General features: G+C 62.5%; 11 protein-coding genes and 1 pseudogene. 5 read left to right on the top strand and 7 right to left on the bottom strand.

All coding sequences use genetic code 11. The features are described 5' to 3' along the window. Positions 1 to 59: 59 nt before the first annotated feature. The 4 genes and pseudogenes from ACXJMY_RS21635 to ACXJMY_RS21620 form a co-directional block, all read right to left on the bottom strand. Positions 60 to 1,343, bottom strand: coding sequence for a TRAP transporter large permease (locus ACXJMY_RS21635; protein WP_456621440.1), 1,284 nt, complete (start codon positions 1,341 to 1,343; stop codon positions 60 to 62). Positions 1,344 to 1,583: 240 nt separating this feature from the next. Beyond that, positions 1,584 to 1,895 (bottom strand): annotated as a pseudogene (locus tag ACXJMY_RS21630) (TRAP transporter small permease); the annotation flags it as partial. Positions 1,896 to 2,191: 296 nt separating this feature from the next. Beyond that, positions 2,192 to 3,196: a DctP family TRAP transporter solute-binding subunit gene (locus ACXJMY_RS21625; RefSeq protein ID WP_456621372.1), complete on the bottom strand. Its 1,005-nt coding sequence runs from the start codon at positions 3,194 to 3,196 to the stop codon at positions 2,192 to 2,194. 199 nt (positions 3,197 to 3,395) lie between these two features. Then, a complete protein-coding gene (locus ACXJMY_RS21620; protein ID WP_456621371.1) occupies positions 3,396 to 4,166 on the bottom strand; it encodes a methyltransferase domain-containing protein in 771 nt (256 codons plus the stop codon). A gap of 143 nt (positions 4,167 to 4,309) precedes the next feature. Between ACXJMY_RS21620 and ACXJMY_RS21615 the strand changes: the two genes are divergently transcribed. The 3 genes from ACXJMY_RS21615 (at position 4,310) to ACXJMY_RS21605 (ending at position 7,023) form a co-directional block, all read left to right on the top strand. Next, positions 4,310 to 5,053 (top strand): SDR family NAD(P)-dependent oxidoreductase, encoded by a 744-nt coding sequence (locus ACXJMY_RS21615; protein ID WP_456621439.1) that lies wholly within the window; start codon positions 4,310 to 4,312, stop codon positions 5,051 to 5,053. Between the two features lie 206 nt (positions 5,054 to 5,259). Further along, complete coding sequence (locus tag ACXJMY_RS21610) at positions 5,260 to 5,823, top strand: hemerythrin domain-containing protein (RefSeq protein WP_456621370.1); 564 nt, start codon at positions 5,260 to 5,262, stop codon at positions 5,821 to 5,823. Positions 5,824 to 5,979: 156 nt separating this feature from the next. After that, complete coding sequence (locus tag ACXJMY_RS21605; RefSeq protein ID WP_456621369.1) at positions 5,980 to 7,023, top strand: alpha/beta hydrolase family protein; 1,044 nt, start codon at positions 5,980 to 5,982, stop codon at positions 7,021 to 7,023. Positions 7,024 to 7,108: 85 nt separating this feature from the next. Here ACXJMY_RS21605 and ACXJMY_RS21600 read toward each other — a convergent pair whose 3' ends face one another. Then, positions 7,109 to 7,462: a UBP-type zinc finger domain-containing protein gene (locus tag ACXJMY_RS21600; protein ID WP_456621368.1), complete on the bottom strand. Its 354-nt coding sequence runs from the start codon at positions 7,460 to 7,462 to the stop codon at positions 7,109 to 7,111. Between ACXJMY_RS21600 and ACXJMY_RS21595 the strand changes: the two genes are divergently transcribed. Further along, a complete protein-coding gene (locus tag ACXJMY_RS21595; protein ID WP_456621367.1) occupies positions 7,462 to 8,895 on the top strand; it encodes an amidohydrolase family protein in 1,434 nt (477 codons plus the stop codon). The genes ACXJMY_RS21600 and ACXJMY_RS21595 overlap by 1 nt on opposite strands. A gap of 147 nt (positions 8,896 to 9,042) precedes the next feature. Then, positions 9,043 to 9,471, top strand: a complete 429-nt coding sequence (locus ACXJMY_RS21590) for a hypothetical protein (protein ID WP_456621366.1) — start codon at positions 9,043 to 9,045, stop codon at positions 9,469 to 9,471. A 131-nt stretch (positions 9,472 to 9,602) separates the two neighbouring features. Here the strand turns inward: ACXJMY_RS21590 and ACXJMY_RS21585 are convergent, their stop codons facing one another. Next, the gene (locus ACXJMY_RS21585) at positions 9,603 to 10,175 is read right to left on the bottom strand and encodes a dihydrofolate reductase family protein (RefSeq protein ID WP_456621365.1); all 573 of its coding nucleotides are present in this window, start codon (positions 10,173 to 10,175) and stop codon (positions 9,603 to 9,605) included. 110 nt (positions 10,176 to 10,285) lie between these two features. Next, entirely contained in the window at positions 10,286 to 11,386 is a 1,101-nt protein-coding gene (gene cax, locus ACXJMY_RS21580) for a calcium/proton exchanger (protein WP_456621438.1), read from the bottom strand. Positions 11,387 to 11,441: the final 55 nt, after the last annotated feature.

The following is an 11,441-nucleotide window of genomic DNA, read 5'->3' as shown; positions in this document are numbered from 1 at the left end:
CAGCACAGGCGCCCTTCCCTTCTCCCCTTGCGGGAGAGGGTGCACCGTCTATGCGGCACTCAGTGCATCCCCAGCACCCGCGGCAGCCACAGCGTCAAATCGGGCCAGTAGGTCACGATGACGAGGAAGCCGAGCATGGTGATCAGCCATGGCAGCACCGCGACCGCGAGCTCGGTTATTCGCATTCGCGCGATCATGGACGCGACATAGAGGTTCAAGCCGACAGGCGGATGGCAGAGGCCGACCTCCATGTTGACGTCCATCACGATGCCGAAATGGACGAGGTCGATGCCGAGCTTCTTCGCCGCCGGCGCCAGGATCGGCGCCATGATCAGGATGATCGAGTTCGGCTCCATGAAGTTGCCGGCGAGCAGCAGCAGGATGTTGACGACCAGCAGGAAGCCGACCCAGCCGAGGTTCTGCGCCGCGATCCAGTCCGCGAGCGTCGACGGCAGGTTCTCGTTGGACAGCACGAAGGAGAACAGCACCGCATTTGTGACGATGTAGAGCAGCATCGCGCTAGTGTTGGCGGCGCGGAGCAGCACGCGCGGCACGTCCTTCAACCCGATCGCCTTGTACACGAACACCGCGATGATGAAAGAGTAGACCGCGGCCATCGCGGCCGCCTCGGTGGCGGTGAACAGGCCGCTGTAGATGCCGCCGATGATGATGACGACCAGCATCAATCCCCAGATGCTCTCGCGGAACGTCCGCACGGTCTCGCCCCAACTCGCCTTCGGCAACCGCGGATAGTCGCGCTTGCGCGCAAGCCACCAGGTGACGATGCAGAGCATGACGGTCAGCATCGTGCCCGGCAGCAGGCCCGCGACGAACAGCGCGCCGATCGAGGTGTTGGTCGCCACCGCGTAGACGATCTTCGGGATCGACGGCAGCATCAGGATGCCGAGCGAGCCCGCAACCGTGATGATGCCGGCGCCGAAGTGCATGGGATAGCCGTGGCGGACCATCTCGGGCAGCACGATGGCGCCGATCGCCGCGACAGTGGCGACGCTCGAGCCGCACACCAGCGCGAACATCGCGCAGGCGACGATGCCGGCGAGGCCGAGACCACCATGCCAGTGGCCGATCAGCGAGGTCGCGAAGTTGATCATGCGGCGCGCGACGCCGCCATGGGTCAGGAAGTTGCCGGCGAGGATGAAGAACGGGATCGCCATGATCTCGAAACCCTCGATGCCCGTGAAGAGCTTCATCGAGACGGCCTCGATCGGCACCGTGGTCAGCGTGAACAGGAAGGTCATCACGGTGAGACCGAGCGCGATCGAGACCGGGATGCCCGTCAGCATCAGCGCGATCAGGAGCGCGAACACCGTGGCGGCACGCATCCAATGCGGCAGCTCCAGCACGCCGGCCTTCTCGGCGAAGCACATGGCGAAAATCAGAATCGGCGCCAGGATCAGGATCACGCCGAGCGGCGAGACTTTTCGCGCCGCGGCTTTGGTCGCGGCGCCGGCGGGCTGCGGGTGCAGCGCCGGCGAGACGTCGGCCTCCACGCCCTCGACATGGGTCTCGTCATGGTGCGGCAGCTCGCCGGTCCAGAAGTAGATCCACGAGACCTGGAGGAAGCGGAAGCACATCAGACCGGAGCCGAGCGGGATCGCCAGATAGACGAACCACATCGGCACTTCGAGGTCGTTGGACTGCTGTCCGGTGTGGAACATCTCGCGCACGAAGGAGGCGCCGAAGGCTGCGATCATGCCCGTGAAGAGCGCGCCGCAGAGCAGCGCGAACAGGATCACGTGCTTGCGTGAATGTTCGGGCAGGCGGTTGACGAGCAGATCGACGCCGACATGGATGCCGGTGCGCACGCCATAGGCCGCGCCGAACTTCGCCATCCAGATGAACATGTAGATGCAGAGTTCCTGCGCCCAGGACATGTCGAGCTCGGACAGGAACTTGAACACCGCCATCGACAGCGCCGCGAGCCAGGTGAACCCGTGCGCGGCGGCCCATTTCGAGAACACGATCGACTCGCCGGCGCCGTAGCGGTGCACCACGGCGATGAAGATCAAGCCCGTTGCAGCCGCAATGAGCGTCGCGATCAGCCATTCTTCCAGATGGTTGAGCGCACGATTGAGCACGCGAAGCAAATCAAGTCCCCCTTATCAGACCGAAACGGCCGGGAGTGCGTACACTCCCGACCGTTCGTATTGTTGTTTCCCCGGAACGCGCGTCAGTTCATCTTGACGTCGAGTTCCTTGGCGACGAGATCGAGCACCTCCTGCCCGACCCGGCCCTTGGCCCATTTGTATGTCGGCTGCATCGCCTCCTGCCAGGCCTTGCGATCGGCGTCGGAGAGATAGTGCAGCGTGGTCTTGCCCGACTTCTTGATCTCGGCCAGCGCGTCCTCGTTCTCCTGGCGCGCGATCGAGTTGGTGTAGTCGGTCGCCTCGTTCATCGCCTTTTCGAGCTGGGCGCGGATATCGGGCGGCAGGCCGGACCAGAATTTCGAGTTGACGATGACCGCATATTGCAGATGCGCATGATAGGACACGGTGATGTCCTTCTGCACTTCGTAGAATTTCTGCGTCCAATAATTCGACGCCGTGTTCTCGCAGCCGTCGACCACGCCGGTCTGGAGCGCCTGGTAGACTTCCGAGAAGGCCATGATCTGCGGGATCGAGCCGATCAGGCGGAAATACTGGTCGGCGATCTTCGATCCGGAAATGCGGAACTTGAGCCCCTGGAAATCCGCAGGCTTCATCAGCGCGCGACTGGAGGAGACCATGTGGAAGCCGTTGTCCCAATAGCCAAGCCCCGTGATGCCCTTGGCCTCGAGCTTCTGGAACAGCCACTTGCCGACCGTGCCCTTCATCGCATTGGCGTAGGTCTGGTCGTCCTTGAACAGCCAGGGCAGGTCGAGCGCCTCGAATTCCTTGATGCCGAGCGGCGCGAATTTCGCGGTCGAGGGCGCGAGCATCTGCACCGAGCCGAGCTGCAGCGCCTCGATCTCCTCCTTGTCCTTGTAGAGCGAGGAGTTCGGATAGACCTCGATCCTGACCTTGCCGTCGGTGTACTTCTCCGCGAGCTCCTTGAACTTCAGCGCGCCTTTGCCTTTCGGGGTGTCGTTGGCGACGACGTGGCTGAACTTGATGACGATCGGGTTTTGGGCCTGGGCAATGGCAGGGGCCACAAGAATAGCGGCGGCCGCGACCGCATAAAGCAGCAGCTTGCGCATGAAGTACCTCCCCAACAACCTCGGAAACCGGGTCTTTTTTATTTTACGGTTTCAGTAGTGGCAGCAATCCACCAGCCGAACAACTAGACCTAAGCCCAATTTGCCGCAGCCAAGCTATCTTGACGGCTGGTGTATATGCAACTCGGCACCCGCTCCAGCCCCGCGAAGCGAGCGCTTATGCCGCATCGCGGCGGCGCCATTAACCTTTGCGCTGGGCCACCACGAAGAGGCGCCGGAACGGGAACAGCGTCTGTCCCATTGCATTCTTCGGATAGGCTGTCGCGACCCGCATCCCATAGGCCGCCTCAAAGGCCGCCTTCTCGTCGCCCTGCAACACGTCGAGATAGCGCGTCAGCCAGGTGCCCTTGGTCCACTCTTTCACGGGGTTCTCGCCCTCGAGGACCTGGAGATATTCGGTCTCCCAGATGTCGATGTTCTCAGACAGCGGCGCAAGCAAGTCGTGATAGAAGGCCGGCCCCTCGACCGGCGGCGGGGTGACGAGATGCTCGACCTTGGACCGCCAGGGTCCGTTCAGCGCGGTCTCGCCGATCAGCACATGCGAGGGGGCCAGAAAGTTGCGCGGCATCTGCACCGCGAGCATGCCGCCGGGCACGACCTTCTCCATCACCGAGGGAAACAGTGCCGCATGATTGGGCAGCCAGTGCAGTGCGGCATTGGAATAGATCAAGTCGTATGGCTTGGCGGGCCGCCAGGCGCCGAGATCTTCATGTGACCAGACCACGTCCGGCGCGGCCTTGCGGCCCGCGGCGACCATCTCGGCCGAACCTTCGACGCCGGTCACGGTCGCATCCGGCCAGCGCTCCTTGATCAGTTTTGTCACGTTGCCGGCGCCGGCCCCGAGATCGGCGATCTGGCGCGGAGCAAAATCCGGAATCCGCATCAAGAGGTCGACTGCGGGCCGGAGCCGGTGGCCGGAGAATTTCAGATATTGCTGCGGATCCCAGACCATCTCGTGAGCCTTTTCTTTTTCGTGTTTCCTTCGCTGCGCCTCTTGGTTACCACTGCTCGTCCCGCTCAGGCAATTCGCAAAGCCCGCGGGACGGGCAGGAAACGAACAGCAACAAGCAAAAGCAAACAAGAGAGCGTGTGACCATGGACCTCGGGCTCAAATCGAAAACCGCTGTTGTCACCGGCGCGAGCATCGGCATCGGCCGCGCCATCGCCAAGGGCCTGGCTGCCGAAGGCGTGCGCGTCGTGGGCGTGGCGCGGCGGGCCGACCTGCTCGCAGAGCTGGTGCAGCAGGTCGGCGGCGGGCTGATCACACCGTTCGAGCAGGACGTGATGGCGAAGGACGCGGCGGAGAAGATCGCGGCCTTCGCCGTGAGCGAGCTCGGCCATGTCGACATCCTCATCAACAATGCCGGCGGCAGCCGCCCCCTTCCCGTCGATGCGCCCGACAGCAAATGGGACGAAGCGATCGCGCTGAACTTCACCAGCTATCGCCGCATCGCGCATGCGCTGCTGCCGCAGATGATCGCGCGCAAATGGGGCCGCATCGTCAACATCACCGGCAAGTCCGAGCCGGAAGGCCTCAACGCCGCGTTCGCGGCCAAGGCCGCCGTGCACGCCTGGGCCAAGGGCCTGTCGCGCGAGATCGGCGAGCACGGCATCACCATCAACTGCATCCCGCCCGGCCGCATCATGAGCGAACAGATCCGCCGCAACTACCCGCCGGATTATCGCGAGCGGTTCGCGGAAGAAGAGATTCCGGTCGGCTATTGGGGCGAGCCGGAGGACCTCGCGGCGCTCGCGGTGTTTCTGGCCTCGCCGGTGGCGCGGTACATCACGGGGACGGTGATCCCGGTGGATGGGGGGCTGCGGCGGTATCAGTTCTAGGGCGGGGTCGCTGAAGCCGATCAGGCCGCGAGAGCAGGCAGTGTCTGATCTGCTCTCGCAAGCGACGCGGCGGTTGCAAAATAGGCGACATAGAACAGGCGGATGGCGCACCATACGTCCGGAACTTGATTTAGCGCAAAAGAGCTGAGGCGACTTGGGGCTAGGCTTTCGAAGCTTCTCAATCGGTCGCCTTGTGGATCGCAGCAATGATCATTGAGCGCTTAAGCCAAGAGCACCRCAATATCGAGAAACTGCTCGCCATCCTTGAGCGGGAACTTCAGGTTTTCGATCGGGGCGACCGCCCCGACTATGAGGTTATCGGCGCGGTTATCAGCTACTTCGAACTTTACCCGGAGGTTTACCACCATCCTCAGGAAGACCTGGTCTTCGACAAGCTAACAATTCGCGATCCCGGTGCGGCTGCGAAGGTCGGTGATCTCGCTCGCGAACACCAGAAGGGGGCCGAACTTTTGCGCCGCGTCGCTCATGCGGTCGACGATGTTCTCGYGGATCGCGAACTGCTTCGGCAGGATGTGCATGCCATCGTTCGCGATTTCATAGAGCACGAGCGGCGCCACATCATGAAGGAAGATCGCGATTTCTTTCCCGCCGCCCTGAAGGCTCTCGAGCCTGAAGATTGGACGGAGATCGCTTCGGCCATGACCAATCCTGAGGATCCGCTGTTCAGCGAGGCCGCCGAAGAGACGTTCGACGCGCTACGGGCGCGCATCTTGCAGTTGGAACAAGAAGCCGAAGCCGGACGGCACTAGTCACGCGGACTCATAAGCCCGTAGGATGGGTAGAGCGCAGCGAAACCCATCGACGGCATCCAACGTCACATGCGGTGACGCCCTTTGGGGCGAGCGTAGACTTGAGTCTGCGGACAAGCTAAATTTTGTCGGTGACGCGCGCGGGGTGAAGATAGGATGGCATGGGCCAGTGCAGAATTCCGATCGCTAGACTTCGATCGGATACCGAGCTGCGTTGTGGTGTACATACGTGCCTTGCTTCTCGCGCTCGCATTGCTGGTCGCGGGCACATCTGCACAAGCAGATCCACAGCGATTTCGCGCTGGCGTCACGCGCATCACAGTGCAGGATGTTGTCCCGTTCGACACATTGATTGTGTATCCAACAGACGCGGCCGAAATTCCCTTTCAGGATGGTCTATTCACAATTGACGCAAGCCGCGATGCGCCGATCGCCCCTGGGGCGCGCTTTCCTGTTGTTCTTTTCTCACATGGCGGAGGGGGAACGATCAAAGCAGGAGGTAGCTCGCTCCCCTATGCCGCTCTTCTCACCTCCTTGGCGCGCGAGGGTTTTGTCGTGGTCGCGCCGTTTCATCCCGGGTCTAAGCGTCCTCGCGAAGCTCTCGAAGATCGACCACGCCAGATTCACAAGGCGCTCACCGCAATGTTGGCCGATCCACGCTTCGCGATGCATACCGATCCTAACCGTCTTGGTATGATGGGATTTTCCTACGGCGGAGCCGTCACGCTGATCGTCGCGGGGGCGACTCCCAGCCTGGCTCACCTGGCGGCTTATTGCCGAGACCGTAGCGATGATCCGATGGCTTGCGACGGCGTGCCGACCGATGGCTCCTTGGCCAATGCGGCCGGCAATAGATCGCCAGATGCGCTCGCCGTGAACGCCCTCATACTATTGGAGCCATTCGGCGCCTTGTTCGATCGAGACGGATTGACGCCGGTCGGCATGCCGACGCTGCTCTATCGTGCGGAAGGCAGCGATCTCAAGGCTGATGGCAATATCTTCGCTCTCGCGGCGGCATTGCCCCATCCGCCGCGACAGGAGTTGGTGCCGGGCGGTCATTTCATATTTTTCGGTCCATGCTCTCCCGCACTGCAAGCCGACGCGCCTGCGGCCTGCAAGGATGCTCCCTGGGTCGACCGTGCGGCGGTCCATCGGCGGATCGAGGCTGAAATTGGCGACTTCCTGCGCCGGAATTTATAGTCCGTAGGATGGGTAGAGCGAAACGAAACCCATCGACAGCATCCGCTGTGAAGCGTGATGGGTTTCGCAAGTGCTCTACCCACGCCTATTCGTGGAGCAGCGTTTGCCAGTCGGGAGGCACCGCGCCGGCCGGACCGGGCACCGGCTGATCCAACGGATGCGAGTGAGGGCCTTGAAGCTTCGGGCCGGCGAAAGCCTCTCCTGTGCGATAGTCGTAAAACCATCGTTCGCCCGGCTCGAAGCTCGTGATGATCGGGTGACCTGTCGCCGCGTTGTGTTTCGTTGCATGCTGATTTGGTGACGCATCACAGCAGCCGATGTGACCGCATTCGACACATCTGCGAAGATGAAACCACCACCCGTCCGCAGCCGAGCATTCCACGCACCCCGTTCCGGTTGGCTTGGCCGCGAGGTTGATGCCATCCCTCTCAGGCTTCATTGGTCAACTCACTGGAAGTGCTCGCAGTTACCGCAGATGCACTCAAGCCGCGATCTCCGCCACCATCGCATTTTGCCAGTGTTTTGCCCGACGGGTCAACATCGCGACAGCACGAAGCCTCTCGCGGGACAATTGGGGTGCGTTCACACAAAGTTGCGGCAGCGATGTGCAGGCGTAACACAAGGCATCGTTCGGCGACGAAAAATCGGCGTATTCCGATCCCCAACAATCACCGCCCACGCTGCAGCCGCACCACGGACAGCGGAGGAACGAAACGTTCTGCCGATAGAAACACCACAGGCCTTGGCTTTGCCAGTTCGTCACGGGAGACGCGCAACATGAACAAATGGGATCAAAAATCTGGAGGGCATCGCCCCTGCCCTGCCTGTTACGGCCCGCCTTCGTCGCGCCGCAGCTTCCTCGCGGGAGCTGGTGCACTTGGCCTCGCCTCGGCCATCCCCGCCGTTGCGGTGCACGGCCAGACCAAGCCGGTCCTGATCGATACCCACCTTCATTTCTATCCGCCCGAATATCAAAAGCTGTGGCTTGGCTACGAAGACGCACGCAAGCAGCCGCACTTTCCCGGTCAGGTGGCCTGGACTCGCGGGAAGCTCGTCGAGGACATGGACCGCAATGGCATACGTACAGGCATCCTGTCGGTCGCCTCTACTCCTGGCGTGTGGTTCGACCTCGGCCCGGTGGAAGCCGGCCGGCTCGCGCGCGCCTGCAACGAGTATGCAGCGGAGATGATGCGCGACCATCCGGGCCGTTTCGGCCTGTTCGCGACCTTGTCGATGCTGGACATCGACGCCACGCTCAAGGAGATCGAATATGCGTTTGATACGCTGAAGGCGGACGGCATCGGGCTGCAAAGCAGCTACGGCGACAAATGGCTCGGCAATGCCGCCTACAGGCCGGTGTTCGAGGAGCTGAACCGTCGCAAGGCGGTCGTTTATGTGCATCCGCTGGTCGCGAGCTGCTGCAGCGCGCTCAGCGTCGGCACGTTTCCGGCGGTGATCGAAGTCCCGCACGACACCACACGTACGGTGACGAGCCTTCTGCTCAGCGGCGCATTTGCCCGCCACCGCGACATCAAATGGCTGTTCTCGCACGCCGGCGGCACGATACCGATGATGGCCGGGCGCATCAATTCGTTCTACGGAGCGCGGCCCGACCTCAAGGAGTTTGCGCCGGAGGGGATCGAAGGCGAGCTGCGCCGGCTTCACTACGACACCGCGAATGCGACTTTCGCGCCGTCCATGGCCGCGCTGCTCAAGCTCGTCCCCGTCTCCCAGATCACCTACGGCAGCGACTATCCGTATTTCGGCCTTGGCCAGTTCGCGCAGTTGCAGAAGCTTGGTCTCTCGACAGGGGATCTCGATGCGATCGGCCATGAGAACGCGATACGTCTCGTTCCCCGCTTGCAGGCTTAGAGCATCGGGCAGCGTCTCYCGACGGCACGGCGATGCGCGACACGGATGCTTGATCTAGATCAAGCCCGCCGCGGCAACGCCATCCCGGAATAGGCCGTCGATGGCCGCGCAGAAAGCGCCGCCCGCCAGCCAAGGAGATGATCGATCATGCCCTCCTCGAATTCCCTGCGCACCCTCGTTCTCGCCGGAGCCGGCGCCCTGCTGCCCGCTATGGGCGTCCAGGCCGGGCCGATCCCGACGCATCTGGCGACGATGAGATCGATGGTCGATCAGAACACCACTGAAGTGCGATGGGTCGGCGGCTGGCGTGGCGGCTATGGCTATCGCGGCGTCGGGTGGGGCTATCGCGGCGGCTGGGGCTATCGCGGCTACGGTTATCGCGGACTCGGCTATGGCGTCGCCGGCGCCGTCGTCGGCGGCGCGATTGCGCGGAGCGCCTATTATGGCAGCTATGGCGGCTACTATAGCGGTTATCCCGCCTACGGCTACAGCTACCCGCCCGCGTCCTATTACGGTTATGGCGGCGGCTATGGCGACGACAATTGCCTGCCCTCCGGCAGCTACTGGGCCTATTAGCGAAAACGCATTCGCCGTTCCGGAGGATGGCTTGCCGCGGGCCGCCATTTCCCGGACGAGCTAGGTCGCATACTCGTTAATTTTGTTGCCGCAGAAAACCTCGCCCACGGTTGTGAAAATCCGGCTATGAGCTATTCCTGCCTTGCGACTTTCGTCAAAGAGCGTCGGTAGTGCATAGGCCGTTGCCGAGCGGCTTCGCCGAAACCAATTCGAGCTGTCGCGCGCTCGGCAAGCCGCTCTCGTATAGAGTGGGGCCGTGGCCGACGATCCTGGTGGTGAACGAGGAACTTGTACTCGTCGATCAAATCCATCCGATCCAGCTCAACCGCGAGCTTGCCGCTACCGAGGAGCACGCCCGCCGGGGTCGCACCCTTGAGATTCTGCACGCCTGTTCGCAGATCACCGGCGATGTGGTGGCTATTGTTCCACGGGAAGTCGTTTCGCGTTGACGACACCACGTACTTCGGCTTGGCATCCAGCTTAACCGCCCACTCGCGCATCGGCGGCGGTACATCCGCTTCGCCGCGGGCGACCGCTGGCCAGTAGCTCTCCATCATCTCGTAGGTGACGCGGCCCCACAACATCGCCCCGCTCTCGTCCATGAGGCGAGTGAAGAAGGCGTGTGTCTCGTTGTCGGCGATTCCTTCTTGGTGGTCGACACAGCCGTCTAAGGTGACGGTGGTGCTGAAGATCAGTAGTCCCATGCGACAAGCATACAATCTTCCGATACCGTAGTCACGCGGGTCAACTGCGGCTGTTGCTGGCAGCAGAACAGCTGCTCTGGTTCACCCTCGTGCCGACGGGCAGCAGCACCTCACCCCTCGCCCGCCGGCGGAACGACATACAAGGTCAGCGCAAACACGGCGTAGATAAAGATCATCAGGGCACCGACGAACCATGCCGAGCGTCCACTCGCGGTGACGAAGGCCGACGTGACCGTTGCAATCATCACCATGGTGACGGCGCCCGGCCAGAATTGCAGGTTCATCGGCGTGGGTCCGACGACGTAGCTGAGCAGCACAAGCGCGGGGGCTACGAACAGCGCGATCTGGGAGGCGCTGCCGAGCGCGATGCTGACGGCCATGTCGAGCCGGTCCTTGCGTGCCGCGGCAAAGGCAACCGCAAATTCGGCGGCGGCGCCGACCAGCGAGACGACAATGAAGCCGACGAAGGCCGGGCTCATCCCGAACGTTTCCGCCGCCTTCTGCACCGATTCCACGAAGATCTCACTCACCAGCGCGACCAGCACGGTGACGACCAGCAGCGTGCCGACGGCGATGCCGATTGGCCAGTGCGCCTCCTTGTCGTCGCCATGATCGGCGCTTGCGAACAATTCCTTGTGCGTCCCGAGCGAGAACAACAGGCCGAGTGCGTAAGCGATGATGAGCAGGACTGAAATGCCGACGCTGAGCTTGTTCAAGATGCCCCCGCCCTGCGGCAGGTGCTCGAGATCGGCGACCGCCGAAGGCGCAAGCAGGGCAACGGTTGCCATCAGCAACAAGCCGGAAGAAAGCCGCGCGCCGGCGCGGTTGTACTCCTGCACGTGGTAGCGCATGCCGCCGATCAGCAGGCAGGCCCCTAGCATGAACACCGCGTTGGTGACGATCGCGCCCGCAATTGAGGCCTTCACCAGCATGTACTGGCCTGCACGCAGTGCCGTGATGGCGATGATCAGCTCCGTCAGATTGCCGAGCGTTGCATTGAGCAGTCCGCCCACGGCATCGCCGGTCTTGGCAGCGACCGCTTCGGTGGCGTGGCTGAGCAGGGCCGCCAGCGGCACGATGGCAAGCACCGCCAACACGAAGAGCAGCGTGTGGGAATGCGGGGCAGCCACATCGGCCACCAGCACGATGGGCACGAAGACCAGCATCCAGAGCAAGGGGGTATTTTTGATTTCCCTGAGCAGGGTTTGCATGACGGCCGCCCTTTCCATGGATGYGCTGATGGAAAGGTCTGCGGGCCTGCGAGGC

Source organism: Bradyrhizobium sp. P5_C12, assembly GCF_054049735.1.
The sequence above is the reverse complement of the archived record's forward strand: the minus strand, read 5'-3'. Positions and strand labels throughout refer to the sequence as shown.

Coding starts and splice junctions, on each gene's coding strand:
- ACXJMY_RS21600 (WP_456621368.1), bottom strand. CDS start 7,462: ATGAAGCCTGAGAGGGATGGCATCAACCTCGCGGCCAAGCCAACCGGA.
- ACXJMY_RS21620 (WP_456621371.1), bottom strand. CDS start 4,166: ATGGTCTGGGATCCGCAGCAATATCTGAAATTCTCCGGCCACCGGCTC.
- ACXJMY_RS21590 (WP_456621366.1), top strand. CDS start 9,043: ATGCCCTCCTCGAATTCCCTGCGCACCCTCGTTCTCGCCGGAGCCGGC.
- ACXJMY_RS21635 (WP_456621440.1), bottom strand. CDS start 1,343: ATGCGTGCCGCCACGGTGTTCGCGCTCCTGATCGCGCTGATGCTGACG.
- cax (WP_456621438.1), bottom strand. CDS start 11,386: ATGCAAACCCTGCTCAGGGAAATCAAAAATACCCCCTTGCTCTGGATG.
- ACXJMY_RS21615 (WP_456621439.1), top strand. CDS start 4,310: ATGGACCTCGGGCTCAAATCGAAAACCGCTGTTGTCACCGGCGCGAGC.
- ACXJMY_RS21585 (WP_456621365.1), bottom strand. CDS start 10,175: ATGGGACTACTGATCTTCAGCACCACCGTCACCTTAGACGGCTGTGTC.
- ACXJMY_RS21605 (WP_456621369.1), top strand. CDS start 5,980: ATGGCATGGGCCAGTGCAGAATTCCGATCGCTAGACTTCGATCGGATA.
- ACXJMY_RS21625 (WP_456621372.1), bottom strand. CDS start 3,196: ATGCGCAAGCTGCTGCTTTATGCGGTCGCGGCCGCCGCTATTCTTGTG.